At 61.4% G+C, this 15,903-nt stretch carries 12 protein-coding genes; 5 read left to right on the forward strand and 7 right to left on the reverse strand.

Going from position 1 to position 15,903, the window contains the following annotated elements; all coding sequences use genetic code 11:
• Window positions 1-67: 67 nt before the first annotated feature.
• Window positions 68-1,090, forward strand: coding sequence for a LysR family transcriptional regulator (locus B0G81_RS33015; RefSeq protein ID WP_134141255.1), 1,023 nt, complete (start codon window positions 68-70; stop codon window positions 1,088-1,090).
• Window positions 1,091-1,204: 114 nt separating this feature from the next.
• Here B0G81_RS33015 and B0G81_RS33020 read toward each other — a convergent pair whose 3' ends face one another.
• Entirely contained in the window at window positions 1,205-2,119 is a 915-nt protein-coding gene (locus B0G81_RS33020) for an enoyl-CoA hydratase/isomerase family protein (RefSeq protein WP_134143281.1), read from the reverse strand.
• 416 nt (window positions 2,120-2,535) lie between these two features.
• Here B0G81_RS33020 and B0G81_RS33025 point away from each other — a divergent pair, with 416 nt between their 5' ends.
• Window positions 2,536-3,861 carry an epoxide hydrolase family protein gene (locus B0G81_RS33025; RefSeq protein WP_134141257.1) on the forward strand — a complete coding sequence of 442 codons (1,326 nt, stop codon included), beginning with the start codon at window positions 2,536-2,538 and terminating at the stop codon, window positions 3,859-3,861.
• 138 nt (window positions 3,862-3,999) lie between these two features.
• Here B0G81_RS33025 and B0G81_RS33030 read toward each other — a convergent pair whose 3' ends face one another.
• The 4 genes from B0G81_RS33030 to B0G81_RS33045 form a co-directional block, all read right to left on the reverse strand.
• Window positions 4,000-5,538 (reverse strand): efflux transporter outer membrane subunit, encoded by a 1,539-nt coding sequence (locus tag B0G81_RS33030; protein WP_134141261.1) that lies wholly within the window; start codon window positions 5,536-5,538, stop codon window positions 4,000-4,002.
• Complete coding sequence (locus B0G81_RS33035) at window positions 5,535-6,620, reverse strand: HlyD family secretion protein (protein WP_134141263.1); 1,086 nt, start codon at window positions 6,618-6,620, stop codon at window positions 5,535-5,537. The genes B0G81_RS33030 and B0G81_RS33035 overlap by 4 nt, the downstream gene beginning before the upstream one ends.
• Before the next feature lie 12 nt (window positions 6,621-6,632).
• Window positions 6,633-8,105, reverse strand: coding sequence for an MFS transporter (locus tag B0G81_RS33040; protein WP_134143282.1), 1,473 nt, complete (start codon window positions 8,103-8,105; stop codon window positions 6,633-6,635).
• A 460-nt stretch (window positions 8,106-8,565) separates the two neighbouring features.
• Window positions 8,566-9,240 carry an antibiotic biosynthesis monooxygenase gene (locus B0G81_RS33045; protein ID WP_106286481.1) on the reverse strand — a complete coding sequence of 225 codons (675 nt, stop codon included), beginning with the start codon at window positions 9,238-9,240 and terminating at the stop codon, window positions 8,566-8,568.
• Window positions 9,241-9,333: 93 nt separating this feature from the next.
• On the opposite strand from B0G81_RS33045, the gene B0G81_RS33050 reads away from it, so the two are divergent.
• Together B0G81_RS33050 and B0G81_RS33055 are read left to right on the forward strand one after the other, a co-directional pair.
• A complete protein-coding gene (locus B0G81_RS33050) occupies window positions 9,334-9,540 on the forward strand; it encodes a hypothetical protein (protein WP_134141266.1) in 207 nt (68 codons plus the stop codon).
• A gap of 179 nt (window positions 9,541-9,719) precedes the next feature.
• Window positions 9,720-10,676, forward strand: a complete 957-nt coding sequence (locus B0G81_RS33055; protein ID WP_134143283.1) for a LysR family transcriptional regulator — start codon at window positions 9,720-9,722, stop codon at window positions 10,674-10,676.
• Between the two features lie 56 nt (window positions 10,677-10,732).
• Here B0G81_RS33055 and mug read toward each other — a convergent pair whose 3' ends face one another.
• Complete coding sequence (gene mug, locus B0G81_RS33060) at window positions 10,733-11,299, reverse strand: G/U mismatch-specific DNA glycosylase (RefSeq protein ID WP_134141269.1); 567 nt, start codon at window positions 11,297-11,299, stop codon at window positions 10,733-10,735.
• Between the two features lie 55 nt (window positions 11,300-11,354).
• Window positions 11,355-12,383, reverse strand: a complete 1,029-nt coding sequence (locus tag B0G81_RS33065) for a GlxA family transcriptional regulator (RefSeq protein ID WP_134141273.1) — start codon at window positions 12,381-12,383, stop codon at window positions 11,355-11,357.
• Between the two features lie 497 nt (window positions 12,384-12,880).
• On the opposite strand from B0G81_RS33065, the gene B0G81_RS33070 reads away from it, so the two are divergent.
• Entirely contained in the window at window positions 12,881-15,712 is a 2,832-nt protein-coding gene (locus B0G81_RS33070) for a 2-oxoglutarate dehydrogenase E1 component (protein WP_166679095.1), read from the forward strand.
• The last annotated feature ends 191 nt before the right edge of the window (window positions 15,713-15,903 follow it).

Genomic DNA, 15,903 nt, shown 5'->3' on the forward strand with positions numbered 1-15,903 from the left:
CCCGGTGACGATTCGAGGCATCTGGATTCTCTGCTCTACATCTCTACATTGACTAGTGAGGTGCGAGATGGACCAGCTTTACATGTTGCGTGCATTCGTTGCGGCCGCGCGGTATCAAAGCTTCAGCAAGGCTGCGGAGTCGCTGAACGTGACCACGGGGTCGGTCTCAAAGGCGATCGCCAAGCTCGAAGGGTGCATTCAGACGAGGGTCTTGCTCAGGACGACAAGGTCCGTTTCCTTGACTGAAGCGGCGCAACCCTACTATCAGAGTTGCTGCCGCTTGCTCGAAGAACTCGACGAAGCGAATCGTCGCATTACACGCTCGCGTGAAGTCGATAGCGGAAAGCTGCGGCTGATCGTGCATCCGATGCTGATGAGCGAAACGTTTTCGCGCCTGGTACGCGGCTATCACGCCATTGCCCCCAATGTGAATCTGATCGTCTCCGTTCAGGAGGGGGCCGCCAACCTGTACGACGGCCGGTTCGATATGGCGATTCTTCCGCCGCATCTTGTCGAGCAGTCTGCCGTGATTCGCCGTACGTTGTCGAAGTCGCTGCGCATCTTCGTCGCAGCGCCTGCCTATCTCGAGCAGTATGGAACTCCCGAAATGGCCGCCGAGTTGAGTCGCCACTTTCTCCTACTGGACATGGATTCACGGAAGAAGGGCGTGGACGTCGTGGAACTGCTCGAGAACGACACACGGGTGAGCGTGTCTCCCATGTCGTCGATGGACGGAAACGAAATCTTGCTCAGGGCAGCGGCCCTCATGGGGACAGGCATTGCCGCATTGCCTGAAACGATGGTGCGTGAGGATATCGAAGCCGGGCGGCTTACGCATATCTTGCCGCTGTGCACGACATTCGACAGCAAGGTTGAAATCTGTCTGTTCTACTCGCACAGGGAACTGCTTCCGGCGCGGCTCAGGACATTCGTTGATTATTGCACGCAGTTCTTCAGATCGTCGGCTCGATACGACGTCAAGGATGCAGCGACTGTTTTGCCGTTGAATGACTACCGCGAAGATTACAGCCGGCGGCCAGTTGAGGCTCGGCATGCGCGGCCATCGCCGTTCGAATCGGTAGGCCGGTGACCCAGGCAGCGTTGGAATGAAGGTTCTTCTGCGCTGACCGGATCGACGTAAGCAAGCAGCCGCCGAAATAAAACCAGGCGGCTGATGGCACGACAAGCTACGAGGCGCGTGGAATTATCTGTCTGGTTGATTGACCTGGCCGGTGTACCGGTCGAGATGAATCTCCACGTCAGGATTCTTCTGCAGTCCGAGTTCCATTAGCTTGCTGATATCCCGCTGTGCAGCAGGACGTTGTACGGAGGTAATGAACGCTTCCCACTGTGGCCCAACCTCGCTATCGGGAGGGAGAGTGGCAACGTTCACGAAGTGCTTGATCTCCCCGATGGTTTGCTTGTCGAAGGATGCGATGCGGCGAGCCAGCGCATCGACGAACTCATCCAGTTCGGCATCCGGAAAGGAGCGGTTGACATAGCCGTAGCGTTCGGCGAGTTCGCCGTTGATGTCGTTACCGCTCAGCAGTATTTCCAGTGCGCGGCCTCGCCCCATCAGACGGGAAAGGCGGGACATCGGTCCGCCGCCGGGAACGAATCCGGCGCCCACTTCGAATTGCGAGAGCACGGCTTTTTCACGGCTGGCGAAGCGCATGTCGGACGCAAGGGACAATTCACTGCCAACGCCCGTAGCCCGGCCCCGGATAGACACGATCGACACCACGGATGAGCGGCTCAGACGCGTGAGCATATCGGGTAGCGGGGGCATGCCTGTGGGACCGGGCGGCATGCGCGTCGTGACTTCGAGAGGCGGTACGAAGTCGTAGTGAGTCAGGAAGAAACCGGGTACTGCGCTATCGAACACCACGACTTTCAGTTCAGGATCGTTCTCTATCTGCGTGATCACGCTATTCAACTGCGGTATGGATTCCGGACCAAAGATATTGAAAGGAGGGTGGTCGATGGTGACGCGCCAGTATGCCGGCGTCACGCGCTTGATTGTGAACTCCGGCTTCGTGCCGGCTTCCGGTTGCGCATTTCGATTCGCGGCGGTGCTTGCCTGGTCGCTCTGCGCGATTGTCGATTGGGTCTGTTTCATGTTGCTTCCTTTTAAGGCTGAGGAAAGTCGCGGAAGAAGGAATGCACGGGGCATCCGGTCCACACGAATTAGTGTAGGCAGCCGTTCGGCAGATACCAATGAGCATGACTGCACAGTCAATCAAGAATCAGGGCGAGATATTGAGCGATGCGAAGGAATGCTGGATTTGTTCGCGGCCGACACAACTGTTGTTCTAACCTGACCGTTTACCCGGCGGGCGGGCTTCCACACAATCGGAACAACTACCGCGAACTACGGTTTGCGGTCGGTCGAAGCGATAACGATGCGAGGCCTGCCAACCGGCTGCCTCTACAGGCGGCTCAATTGGACAATCGTGAAGGTGCTTGCCCAAAATATTGCGTTGCTGCCGCACTCATCGCTTCGCCTCATTGGACTCTTTGCCAACAGGAGCTTGTATGGCAGACAATATTCTTCCCCAGACCCCGTCGCGCCGGCGGTTTATCGGCGTGGCCGCGGCGGCCGCCGTTGCGGGCTCGTTGAGTCGACTCGCTTTCGCGCAGACGAGTCAACCAATCACGGAAGTCACGAAGTCGAGTGGCGGTGACAAGGCTGCCATTCGTCCACTTCGTGTGCACGCGCCGGAATCGCAACTCATCGAATTGAAGCGGCGCATCAAGGCAACCAGGTGGCCCGACCGCGAGACGGTAACGGATGCGTCACAAGGCGTGCAGCTCGCGACCATGCAGAAGCTCGCGCGGTATTGGGCGACCGACTATGACTGGCGCAAAGTCGAAGCGAGGCTGAACACGCTGCCGCAGTTCGTCACCGAGATCGATGGGGTCGACATTCATTTCATCCACGTTCGTTCGAAGGATGCCAATGCGTTGCCGATTATCGTCACGCACGGGTGGCCCGGTTCGATCATCGAGCAGTTGAAGATCATCGGTCCGCTGACCAATCCGACCTCCCAAGGCGGAGCTGCGTCGGATGCATTCGATGTGGTGATTCCGTCGCTCCCCGGTTACGGGTTCTCAGGCAAACCGACAGCGACCGGTTGGGATCCCGTTCGGATCGCACGCGCCTGGGTCGTACTGATGAAACGGCTCGGCTACACGCGATATGTGGCGCAAGGCGGCGATTGGGGCAATGCTGTCACGGAGCAGATGGCTCTGCTGGCACCGCCGGAACTGCTCGGCATTCACACCAATATGCCGGCAACTGTGCCGGACAACGTCGCACAGGCACTCAAGCTCGGAGAGCCGGCGCCAGCAGGTCTCTCGCCCGATGAAAAGCACGCGTTCGATCAGCTCGACTATTTCTACAAACACGGCTTGGGCTACGCATTGGAGATGGCGAACCGCCCGCAGACGCTGTACGGCATCGAGGATTCGCCGGTCGGTCTCGCCGCGTGGATGCTCGACCACGATTCGGCCAGCCAGGCTTTGATCGCGCGCGTGTTCGACGGCCAGCCCGAAGGGCTCACGCGAGACGACGTGCTCGACAACGTGACGCTCTATTGGCTCACGAGCACGGCGATCTCGTCAGGCCGGTTGTATTGGGAAAACAAGCTCAACTTCTTCGCGCCCAAACACGTTGCCATCCCGGTTGCCGTCAGCGTCTTTCCGGATGAAATCTACGCTGCCCCGCAGAGCTGGACAGTGAGCGCGTATCCGAAGCTGATTCACTATAATCGCCTGCCCAAAGGCGGACATTTTGCGGCCTGGGAGCAGCCGCAAGTTTTCTCGGAAGAGGTTCGCGTGAGTTTCCGGTCGCTGCGTTGAAAACAGGAATATAGGTGATGCTGCAACGGTTGGCGGGGTCGTAAAGATGCATGCTCGCCGGCCTCCTGTTTGCGGGAGGCCGGCGACGGGAACATGGGGTTCATAGACACATCTTGTTGTACGCGGCAGGGCACGGTTTCAATGACGACTGTCCTGCCTGGCATACGTTGACTCCCATCCACCACCCAGCACCTTGCACAGCGTGATGAGGTTCGCGTCGGCTTCAGCCCTGCTTTGCTCAAGATTGCTCTGCGCTTCAAGCAACTGTCTCTGCACATTCAGCACGTCGAGGAAATCGACCGCACCCGCCTTGTACCGTTGCTGCGCAATCGACAGCGCGCGCTGGTTCAGACCGACAACCGTTTTCAACCGGTCGCGCCGCCGCTGTTCGGCGTCATAGACGACCAGCGCGTCGTCCACCTCGCGCCATGCCTGAAGCACGGTGTGCTGGTAGACAATCGCCGCCTCCTGCTGCTGTGCCTCGCGCAGATGAAGCGTGCCCTTGAGACGTCCGCCTTCGAAAATCGGCAGCGTGATCGACGGCCCCACGACAAACTGGCCGGACGCCCAGTCGGCGAGATTCGACAGTTGCAGGCTCTGGAACCCGGCGCTGCCGTTCAGCGAGATGCGCGGATAGAAGTCGGCCTTCGCCATGCCGACCGTCGCGGTGGCCGCATGCAGCTGGGCCTCGGCTTTGCGGATGTCGGGCCGGCGCTGCACCAGTTCGGACGGCACGCCGATCGGCACCTGATCGGGCAGTGCCGGCACATCGCGCGGCTCGGCGAGCACCGCTTGCAACGCGCCCGGTTCCTTCGCCAGCAGCACGCCTATCGCGTTGATCGTGGTCGTGCTGCGCGATTCGAGTGTCGGGATCAGGCTTTCGATCGACTCCGCCTGGGCCATCGCGTTGGCCACGTCCAGGTCCGTCGTGACGCCTTCATGCACGCGGTTCTGCGTGAGCTTCGTGGCGTCATGGGCGATGTCGAGGTTCTGTTTGGCGATCTGCAGCAGCGCCTGCGTGTCGCGCAACTGGATGTAGTCGCGCGCGAGTTCGGCGCGGGCGGACAGCAGGATCGCGTTACGGTCCTCGTACGAGGCATCGGAGAGCGCCGAGGCGGCCTCGACACCGCGTCGCACGCGGCCCCAGAAGTCGAGCTCCCATGACGCGTCGAAGCCGAACTGGTACAGGTCGTAAGCGGGCGAGCCCTTGGCGCCCGGCAACGGCGCGACACCGAGCGGCGCGCTGCCCGAGGCCGACTGCGTCTGACTTGCCGTCGGCGTGACGCCAAGCAGCGACAGGATGCCGTTCGGACTGCCGCGCTCGCGATTGTAGGAGGCGGCGCCAGTCAGCGTCGGATATTCATCGGCACCGGCAATGCGCTGTTGCGCCCGGCTTTGCCGCAGACGCGCCGAGGCCGCCGCGACATCCAGGTTTGCGTCGGTCAACTGCTGTTCCAGCGAGTCCAGTATCGGATCGTTGAACAGCGTCCACCATTGCGACGTGAACCCGGATTCGACGGCCCTGCTCGCGGCCTGCGCGCTCCGGGTGCGGTTGAACACATCGGGCGTGGCCGTCTGCGGAGCTTCGAAGTTCGGGCCCACCAGACAGCCCGTGAGCAGGGAGCACAGCAGCAATGCGAGCGCCGGCGTGCGCAGGGAGAAGTCGCTCGCGTTCATTTCGCGTCCGCTCCCGCGATCCGCGCGATCCGTGCATCGGCATGCTTGCCGACGGCGACCTCCGTTTCCACCGACAACCCGACGCTCAATGCAGACGCGGCCTGCTGTCCGTGATCGATGGTGATCCTGACCGGCACGCGCTGCACGATCTTGGTGAAGTTGCCCGTTGCGTTGTCGGGTGCGATAGGCGCGAAGCTCACACCCGTAGCGGGCGCAAGACTATCGACGTGTCCGCGGATCGTCACATCAGGCATGCTGTCGACCTTGATCCGCACGCTGTCGCCGGGGCGCATCCGGGCGAGCTGGTTCTCCTGGTAGTTGGCGACGATATAGGCGTCCGACAGCGGGACGATCGCAAGCAGCGGTGCGCCGGTCGTCACGAATGCACCGACACGTGCCGAGCGCCGTCCGACCTTGCCGTCGATGGGCGCATGAATCTCCGTGTACGACAGGTTGAGTTTCGCCTGTTCGAGCATGGCTTCGGCGTGGGCCAACGCACCCGCCGCCTTGTCGCGCTGTGTCTTCAGAACGTCGAGGTTCTGCCCGGTCGCCACGAGTGCGGCGCGGTTGCGCGCCTGCTGCGCGAGTTCCTCGGCCAGCGCGCTCGCGGCATGCTGCTGCTCCTGTGTCGTTCCCGCACCGGTCTCCGAAAGATTGCGGTAACGCGCGGCGTTGGCGCGCGCGAATTCGAGCGTCGCATCGTCTGCGCGCAGCGTGGCGCGCGCCTGATCGACGAGCGCGGGCTGCCGTGCGATTTCGGCTTCATAGTTCGCCACCGCTGCTTTGGCGGCCACCACGTCCGCCTCGGCACTCATCAACGCGGCGCGAAAGTCGCGATCGTCGATGCGAACCAGCAATTGACCGGCCTTGACCTGCTGGTTGTCTTCGACGAGCACCTCCGAAACCTGACCCGCGACACGCGGTGCAACCAGCGTGAAATCGGCCGTCACATACGCATCGTTCGTGGTCTCACTGGATGAACTGGAAAACAGCCCTATACAGGCCAGCACGGCAGCGCCGAGTATGACCGCGAACGCGGCAAGACGAATCGTTCCGGGAGAAAATCGGGTAGCGGATGACATGGATAGCGTCGCTTAACGGGAGGAGGGCTGCGTCGTGCTCCAGGGCGGATAGACCCGCACGGGCAACACCGGGATAACGAAAAGAAAGGCGACGGCGATGCCCGCCATCACGCGATAGAGATCCGCCGATGTGAGCACGACGGCCTGCTCGTGGATCCGGTGTGCGAGTTCACCGAGACCGTGAGCGGCATCGAGGCTCTGGCTCGTGACCAGCGCGTTGTTGCCCAGGTGGTCCACCAGCATGCCCGAATGAAAATGCTCGCGCGCCGTGCCGAGCCCTTCAATGAGACCGCTTGCCGCGGCGCCGGAAAATGTCTTGACTGTGTTGAACATGGCCGAGGCAAACGGGCCTTCCGTTGGCGGCAAACCGGTCGTGACGCCCATCAGGATTCCCATGATGACCATCGGTTGCGCGAGGATCTGTAACGACTGAAGCCAGTAGAAATTATTGCGAATCCAGTCGGAGGTGACGAAGCTCCCCAGAAAGCAGGAGATGGCCATCAGGCAAAGTCCGGCGGCCATGACCCAGCGGTGGTCGACCTGCTGGAGATTGAGCAGCGCGGCGGTCGCGGGCAGCGCAATCAGAAGGGGAATGGCCACCAGCAAAAACAGCGGCGTGGTTTGCAGCGGCCTGTAACCGTGAATCTGTGCGAGATACTGACTGGGTATGGCGGCCACGCCCACCAGCAGGATTACCGCGCCCACCAGGGTCAGCAGCCCATGCGCGAAGTTCCTGCGGGCAAGCAGCTGAAGCCTGAAAAACGGCACAGGATGAAACCACTCGTTGACCAGAAACGCCGCGAGCAACAGCGTCCCGCCGCAAAACATCGTGGAGATAAAGGTGGAGTTCAGCCAGTCGAGGCGATCACCCTGCAGCAGGCCGATCACGAGCATGGCGATGGCGGGATACCCGAGCAGGAAGCCGGTCCAGTTGAATGAACGCAACCGTTCGAGTCTGGCGGGATCCGCCGGCAGTCCCTGATAGATTGCCACGCAGCTGACGAGTCCCAGCGGCACGATCTGCCAGAAGGCCATTTGCCAGCCGATATATTCCGTCCACAACGCGGCGAGAGGCGTGCCGAGCGCCGGTCCGAAGGTCGCGGTCAGCGCATAGCCCGCGAGCCCGTATAACTTGACCTTCGGCGGCAGATAACGCAGCGCGACGATGATCAGCATTGGCGGCAGACAGCCGCCGGCGACGCCCTGCAGCGCGCGCAATACATAGAGCGTCAGCAGGTTCGGTGCAAACGGGCAGAGCAATCCAAGGACCATCACGGCGAGCACGGCGCCGATCGTGAAGCGCCTGAGCGTGAACGTCACGCCGAACCATGGCGCGAATACCATGGTGGCGACGTTGGTCGCTTCGAACAGGGTGGTCAGCCAGGTTCCGTCGTCCCGTCCGATCGAGAACGCGCCGCGAATATCCGCGAGCGCGACTGCGGTGACCTGTTCGTTCAATATCGCCAGCAGAGAGGCCAGCAACATGCCGAGCAGGCCGATGGCGAGGCGTAGGGGCAATGTCGCTTGGGTCGGCGCTTGCTGTACCGGAGTCCCCGAGGCCGGCGTCGACGATGGCGCGAGCTTCGTTTCTCCTGTTCCAGTTATCGGTGGGTTGGCGATGTTCATAAGGGTCCGGCTACCAGTGTTCATTGCGGCATGTCGTTGGGAAATCTCCGTGTTGCGCCCGGCGCTCGCAAAGCATTGCTGCCGCGCATTGGGTTTATGAATTCTAGGAGGAGGCCCGGCTTTCTAACAGCCGATACAGGTCGCGTATCAGGCCATTTCATGCGCAAATCTGGCCAATGTCAGCCTCGCTGAAAAGACCAGGACAACACACTCACCCCGAGTTGATGAATCTGCTCTTTAGACGGAACAGATTTCATCAACCAGGGGCAGCGCGAGCAGTTGCATCGTGACGAGATGCCGGTATTGCCCTACGTCCGGCTCATGCCTTGGGCTGCACCTCTGCGAAGTATTGAGGCGCTTCGCGGCGATCGAACATTCCGTACTCCCGGACAACGCGAATGTGCCGCAAGCGCACGGACTTCGGCAGCGTCGTATTGCGCTCGAAGGCTTCAGCGGCCGCAAGGTCGTCCCACGTCGCTACCGCAATGACGTCGCCCGGCGTTATCAGCGCGTCGAATGCGTCCCAGGCGACGAGGCCGGGTGCCTTCGTATCGAGTCCGAGCGCCTGAGCAACCGCCTCCGCACCCGCCTGCTTGACCCAGTCCGGCGCGTGTTGCGCATCGAGTAGCGTAACCGCCTTGCCAAGTCCCGTTTCGGTTGCATCGAGGCGTTGCTCGACCAATGTCTGCCCGGCCGGCACGCACGTATCCGCGACGGTCTGGCCAATGCGCAGCCGATAGTCGGCAAACACGCGGTCGCGCGCCGCCTGCTGCACCTTGTGATGGTTCGTCGTCACTCGCCAGCGAACCAGCGACTTCTCATCGCGCCAGCTTGATAGCGAGAGCAGCCATCCCTGGCGTGTCAGGCTCGCGTAGCGGGTGTTGTCGACGAAACCATCGATCGCATCGAGCTCCGGGCGCAGCATCCTGGCCATGCCGAGATAGGCGTCGAATTGTTCGGATAACGGATTGACTTCGAGCATTGCAGAAAACATGGATTCCTTGGTCTGGTTGAGGACGCCTGGCCGTGTGGCAGGACATGGAGTCGCAGCGATGCAGTCGATTCATCACCATGTGACTGCCGCGCGATGGGTGAGCTGATTGTCGGAGAAGCAGAGGGTTTCTTGAAGCACCAGCAGGCCGCGTATTGGGCCATTCCATGCGCGAATTCTGCCAGGCTGTCGTGGATAACCAGGCGCCGCGCCGATCCGGAAACAGTCACTTTCCGTTTGCTCAACAAAGCCAATGCCAGCGGGAAGGAATATCGCAAAGGCCGTTTTCGTTTGCTGGTTTAAAGAGTTCGAAATTGGGCCATTTGTGGTCTTCTTCGTGCCAACCACATAAAGAGCGCGTCTCCATGCAAGGCATGGCGCTTAATATCGCGGCATCTCCCTGGCGTCCGATGACGCGACGTCCCTATAACGAGGGCGCAGGTCTAGCGGCAAGCTGCAAACACATTGAAGTTGGAATCAGGATGGACAGATTACGTGAGATGGAGGTGTTCGTAGCCATCGTCGACGGAGGCAGTTTTACCAGCGCGGCGGACAAACTTGGCATGTCCGCCCCCGCGGTGTCGCGGGCGCTCACGTCGCTCGAAGCCCGTTTGGGTGCGCAACTGCTTGCGCGAACAACCCGTTCAGTCAGGCCGACCGAGGCGGGTATGTCGTACCTCGATGCCTGCCGCAAGGTGTTGGATGCCGTCACGGACGCGGAAGCCGATGTCGCAGCGTGTCAGGACAATCCGGTGGGCACACTGACTATTTCCGCGCCGGTGCTGTTCGGCCAGCGCTTTATCGCCCCGTTAATCGATGCGTACGCCCAGCGTTATCCGGACGTCAGCATCAACGCGGTGTACGTCGATCGCACCACGCGACTTCTCGAGGAGGGCGTGGATGTCGCCATCCGCATCGGCCACCTGGGCGATTCGTCGATCTATGCTATTCCGCTGGGTTTTGTACGACGTCGAACCTACGCGGCTCCGGCTTATCTCGCAGCGCATGGCGAACCGGTTCATCCGAGGGAGCTTGCGGATCACCACTGCGTGTCCCTCACGGGCGTGACGAATCCGCAGGAATGGACGTTTTACGAGAATGGCTCGCGGCTATCGGTCCGGGTTCAGCCGCGAATGACCGTCAATCTGGCGCCCGCGGCCGTGATGGCCGCCGTCGATCGGGTGGGAATAACGCAACTGTTTTCCTACCAGGCGGCGCCCGAGGTACTCAATGGAACGCTGCTGCCGGTCTTGACGGCATTCGAACCCGAATCGACACCTGTCAACTTGCTGCATGTGGAGCGGCGCGGCGCGAGCGGTAAGATTCGCGCCTTCGTGGAGTTCGTGACCGAGACCTTGCGCAGAAACGTGCATCTTCAACAACATATGGAGACAGCGACGGCTCTGAATGAAACTTCTGGAATTTTGCGTTCTGTGTAATAGGGTGTCCGAATTCGCGAGTCTTTTTATGCGGGCTCGCCGATACTGCGAGTCGTTCAAGCCGACCTGACCGAGCCCGCCGGCGCGACGGCAAGACGAAGTTCGCGGTAGGCAGTCACCAGCGCATCGAGGCTGAATGTCCGGTTCAGGCCGCTGGGATTGGGCAGCACCCACGCGCGGGCCCCGCCGAATGCAGTGGGCTGCGGCCCCCACTCGATGTCGCGGCTGCCCGACATTGCGCTGAGCGCCATCTTGCCGAGGAAGGCCACGCATTGCGGCGCATAGCCTTCGATCTTCCGCTCGAACTCCGTCGCGGCCGCCTTGAATTCCCATGAGGACAGCTGGTCCGCTCGCGCCGTCGGACGCGAGACCACCGTGGTGAGACCACAACCGTGCTGCAGAAGCGTGTAGTCGTCGTCGGGCCCGATCTGTTCGGGAGTGAAACCCGCCAGATGAATGGTCCGCCAGAACCGATTGCCTCGGCCGGCAAAATGACGGCCGGTCGACGCCGCTTGCACGCCGGGATTGATACCGCAAAATACAACGGATAAACCCGGCTCAAGGAGATCAGGAAGAGATTGATGCAGATGGGCGCGAGTCACGGAGGGTGTAAGTCTGTTCATTACATAGAGTACATTCGAGGCGTCGGGCGGCAACAAACCTGCGTGGATCCGCGATCTAGTCGACCAGTTCCAGTTCCACTGTTTCGATCTGTTCTTCCACGTCGCTCGCTACCCGCTGCTGGCCGGCCACCGTACCACGGAATCGTTGGCGATACTGTCTGGGCGTGACGTTGAGGCGTCGGAAGAAAGTGGCTCGCATATGCGTGGCACTGTGAAAACCACAATTGAACGCCACGGTCTTCAGAGGGGCATCGGTCTCTTCGAGCAGTTTCCTCGCGGTGTCGACGCGAACCTGTTCGACAAACGCCGACGGCGTCACCTTCGCATACTTCGCGAACAGGCGCGAGAAGGTACGGCGGCTGACCGACACAGCGCTGGCAAGCTGTTCGATCGACAGCGCATCGGTTATGTGCTCGGTCACGTAGCGCAGCACCTTGCCGACTATCGGATCCTGGTCCTTGCGCACTCCCACGTAAGGACTGTACTGAGACTGTCCGCCTTCCCGCTGGATGTAGACCACCAGACGTTTCGCAACCCGCACCGCCAGTTCGTGCCCCCAGTCTTCGGCCACGAGCGCAAGACACAGGTCGATGCCCGCCGTCACGCCGGCTGAGGTGAACAGGCGTCCATCGCGGATGAAGATCCGGTCGGGCTGCACAGAGGCCTGCGGAAACTCGTCGGCGAGCCGGCTTGCATCGGCCCAGTGCGTGGTCACTTCCTTGCCGTCGAGCAGCCCGGCGCGCGCGAGCACGAATGCTCCGTTGCAAACGGAACCGAACCGGCTTGCGCCGCCTGCCTGGTCTTGCAGCCACTTCAGAAATTCGGGCCGTGGCTCGACATCCGGCAAGCGTGGTCCGCCTGCCACCAGCAGCAAATCGAACGGCGTGTCGAAGTCCGTATACGCGTGGGGAACCGTGAGTTGCATCCCGTTCGAGCAGGCCACGGTGCCGGCCTCGTTTGCTACGAGAACGACCTCGTATTGCTGGTGCTCGGGCAAAAATGTGTTTGCTTCCGCGAATACGTCCAGCGGGCCAGCGACATCCAGCGCCTGCACATCATCGAATATAACAATGGCGACTTTCATGGCGTGACCCTCGTTCCTCGTTGCTGGCGTTCATGCGCGCGTCCGGTGAGCGGTTTGCCCGCCGGTTCGCGACACAGGTGTCTCTTCGCTGCACCTACTATAAGAGCGAAGCGCCACGGGATAAATGCGCTGGGCCGAAATTCACTTGTTACACCAGGTGAGGGTATATAGACCACGCAATATTGCCAGGCAGCGCGCAGACACGTTCGTTCGCCGTCGCGCATGGCGCCACCGGCTACGTGGCCCAAACCTCATCTTTATTGGCCAGCGACGGCGCTAACCATGCACACAGTCGCTGCGCCGACTACCTATGCTTGTTCTCATCAATGCGGCTGGGAACGTGGAGCCCTGGCGCACCAGAGAATCTGTCGCCGGCGAAATGCACGTCCGTCCCTAGCCCCTGGTTGCGCGCCGGACTGGCCACGATGGGGCGACAGCCGCCTCACACATGCCACGGTCGAAGTTCGGACCTGACGCGAATGGAGGACAGATTCATCATGCTGACGGAAAAAATTCAAAGCTCTTTTCTGTTCGGGGGCAATGCGCCCTACGTCGAGGAGCAATATGAACTCTACCTGGCCGACCCGGCATCGGTCGCGCACGAATGGCGCGCGTATTTCGATGCGTTGCGCGAAACACCCGCCATCGACGGCAGCGATCGCGACGACGAGCCGCACGCGCCCGTGGTTTCCACCTTCGTCGATCTGGGCAAGCGCTCGCGCGCCACGGAGATCAGGCTCGACGACGGCCTGGCGATCGCCAGAAAACAGGTGGCCGTGCAGTCGCTGATTGCCGCGTTCCGCTTGGTCGGCACCCGCAAGGCGAAACTGGACCCGCTGCTGTGGACGCCGCCACGGGCTTCGGTCGAACTGACGCCGGCGTTCTACGGTTTGTCGGCAGCCGATATGTCCACGCGATTCAGCACCGCCGACACGTTTCTATTCGACGAAGACGCCACGTTGCAAGACATCGTCACGGCACTCGAACAGACCTATACGGGCGCACTCGGCGCCGAGTTCATGCATTTGACGGATGCGGGCGAACGCCGTTGGTGGCAGATGCAACTCGAGTCGACCCGCGCAAAACCTTCGTTTTCGGTAGCGGAGAAAAACCGCTTTCTCGAACGTCTGACGGCTGCTGAAGGACTGGAGAAGTACTTGCACACGCGCTATGTCGGGCAAAAGCGCTTCTCGCTGGAAGGCGGTGAATCGTTGATCGTGTTGCTGGATGAACTCGTCCGCTATGGCGCATCGAAGAAGGTCAACACGGTGGTGATGGGCATGGCGCATCGCGGGCGTTTGAACGTGCTGGTGAACATTGTCGGCAAGCCTTTGCGCGCGCTCTTCGACGAGTTCGAGGGCAGGAGCGGCGACCCTTTGCCGGCCGGCGACGTCAAGTATCACAAAGGCTACAGCAGTGTCACGCAGACGGACGACGGGCCGGTCGACGTCGTGCTTGCGTTCAATCCCTCGCACCTGGAAATCGTCAACCCGGTCGTGCAAGGCATGGCTCGCGCGAAGGCAGACGCTTCGGATGAAGGCGACAGCAGCGGCGTGCTGCCCGTAGAAATTCACGGCGACGCGGCAATGTCCGGGCAGGGCGTCGTGATGGAGACGTTAAGCCTGACTTACACACGCGGACACGGCACGGGCGGAACCGTCCACGTGGTCGTCAACAACCAGATCGGCTTTACGACCTCGGATCCGCGCGATACGCGCTCGTCGTTCTACACCACCGACATCGCGAAGATGATCGAGGCGCCGGTTCTGCACGTCAACGCGGACGACCCGGAAGCGGTGGCCATGGCGGTGCGCCTCGCGCTCGACTATCGCACGGCGTTCGGGCGCAGCGTGGTGATCGATCTCGTCTGCTTTCGCAAGTACGGACATCAGGAACAGGACACGCCCGCCATCACGCAGCCTCTCATGTACCGTGCAATCGCCAGCCATCCGGGCGTGAGGACCGTGTATGCCCAGCGGTTGATCAAGGAAGGCGTGGTGACGCCGGATCAGGTCAAGGACTACTTCGACGCGCAGCGCGAAAGTCTCGAACACGCGAGAGAGAGCAACGCGGTCGAGGCGGCCGTTCAGCCGGACGACATACCCGCATGGCCGACGTTTCTCGAAGATTATGCCGGCCCGGTGCAGTATGGCCCGCCGTTGCCTGAGCTGGTGCATGTGCTGGCGCAGCAGGTCTCGACCGTTCCGGACGGCTATGAGTTGCATCCGCTGGTCGGCAAGATGATCGCAGCACGCCGCGAAATGGCCGCCGGCAAAAAGCCGCTGGATTGGGGCATGGGCGAGCACCTGGCATTCGCCTCGTTGCTGGACGCCGGGATCGATGTCCGCCTGAGCGGGCAGGATAGCGCGCGAGGCACGTTCAATCATCGACATGCGGTTCTGCACAATCAGACGCGCACGAGCCGCTCGGCGGGCGTCTACATTCCGCTGGAGCATATCGGCGAGGGGCAAGGCCGGTTCACCGTGACGAACTCCATTCTGTCGGAGGCGGCCGTGCTGGCTTTCGAATATGGCTACTCGACGGTGAACCGCAATGCGCTCGTTATATGGGAAGCGCAGTTCGGGGACTTCGCGAATGGTGCGCAGGTCGTGATCGATCAGTTCATCGCGGCGGGCGCCGCAAAGTGGGGGCAACTCAGCGGGTTGACGCTGTTCCTGCCACACGGACAGGACGGGCAGGGACCGGAACACGCGTCGGCGAGGCTCGAGCGATATCTGCAACTTTGCGCGCAGGACAACATGCGGGTCGTCCAGCCGACCACGCCCGCGCAACTGTTCCACTTGCTGAGAATGCAAGCGGCTGTCTTCGATCGCCGGCCGCTCGTCGTGATAACGCCCAAGTCGCTCTTGCGTCATCCGGAAGCCGTCAGCACGCTCGACGATCTCGCCAGGGGTGGGTTCCGCGAGATCCTGGCGGATACGCAGGCCGAGGCGTCGCGGGCGTCGAGTGTGGAGCGCGTGATCGTGTCTTCAGGCAAGGTCTATTTCGATCTGCTGGAACATCGCCGCTCGTCGGATGCTGCCGATACGCCGCTCATCCGCGCCGAACAGTTGTATCCGTTTCCGTGCCGGCAACTCGCCGCGGAGTTCGCGCGTTATCCGAATCTGAAGACGGTGGTCTGGTGTCAGGAGGAGTCGCGCAACCAGGGCGCGTGGAGCTTCGTCGAACCGCAGTTGCGTGAGATCCTGCCTTCGTCCGCGCAACTGCGGTACGCGGGGCCGGCGGCTTCCGCATCGACCGCGCCCGGTTATCACGCGGTCCACGCAGCGAGGCAGGCAGCGCTGATTTCGAGTGCATTCGCGGGCTGACGGCGGATACGTATTGCGGTGATGCCGGCGCATCATCGCAATGGCTCAAATCCGGCCTATCCTGGCCCGGATACAAGCTCTTTTATGCGTGTGCGCAGCCTCGATCGTTGTCAGAATGAATAAAGCCGTTTCTCACGATACTTCCAGACGCACATCATAAAAGTGCTAGATGGGTTGCGCTTTGTACGGAG

Origin of the sequence: Paraburkholderia sp. BL6665CI2N2 (genome assembly GCF_004366535.1) — a bacterium.
GTDB lineage: Bacteria > Pseudomonadota > Gammaproteobacteria > Burkholderiales > Burkholderiaceae > Paraburkholderia.

Coding starts and splice junctions, on each gene's coding strand:
- B0G81_RS33015 (WP_134141255.1), top strand. CDS start 68: ATGGACCAGCTTTACATGTTGCGTGCATTCGTTGCGGCCGCGCGGTAT.
- B0G81_RS33020 (WP_134143281.1), bottom strand. CDS start 2,119: ATGAAACAGACCCAATCGACAATCGCGCAGAGCGACCAGGCAAGCACC.
- B0G81_RS33025 (WP_134141257.1), top strand. CDS start 2,536: ATGGCAGACAATATTCTTCCCCAGACCCCGTCGCGCCGGCGGTTTATC.
- B0G81_RS33030 (WP_134141261.1), bottom strand. CDS start 5,538: ATGAACGCGAGCGACTTCTCCCTGCGCACGCCGGCGCTCGCATTGCTG.
- B0G81_RS33035 (WP_134141263.1), bottom strand. CDS start 6,620: ATGTCATCCGCTACCCGATTTTCTCCCGGAACGATTCGTCTTGCCGCG.
- B0G81_RS33040 (WP_134143282.1), bottom strand. CDS start 8,105: ATGTTGCTGGCCTCTCTGCTGGCGATATTGAACGAACAGGTCACCGCA.
- B0G81_RS33045 (WP_106286481.1), bottom strand. CDS start 9,240: ATGTTTTCTGCAATGCTCGAAGTCAATCCGTTATCCGAACAATTCGAC.
- B0G81_RS33050 (WP_134141266.1), top strand. CDS start 9,334: ATGGGTGAGCTGATTGTCGGAGAAGCAGAGGGTTTCTTGAAGCACCAG.
- B0G81_RS33055 (WP_134143283.1), top strand. CDS start 9,720: ATGGACAGATTACGTGAGATGGAGGTGTTCGTAGCCATCGTCGACGGA.
- mug (WP_134141269.1), bottom strand. CDS start 11,299: ATGAACAGACTTACACCCTCCGTGACTCGCGCCCATCTGCATCAATCT.
- B0G81_RS33065 (WP_134141273.1), bottom strand. CDS start 12,383: ATGAAAGTCGCCATTGTTATATTCGATGATGTGCAGGCGCTGGATGTC.
- B0G81_RS33070 (WP_166679095.1), top strand. CDS start 12,881: ATGCTGACGGAAAAAATTCAAAGCTCTTTTCTGTTCGGGGGCAATGCG.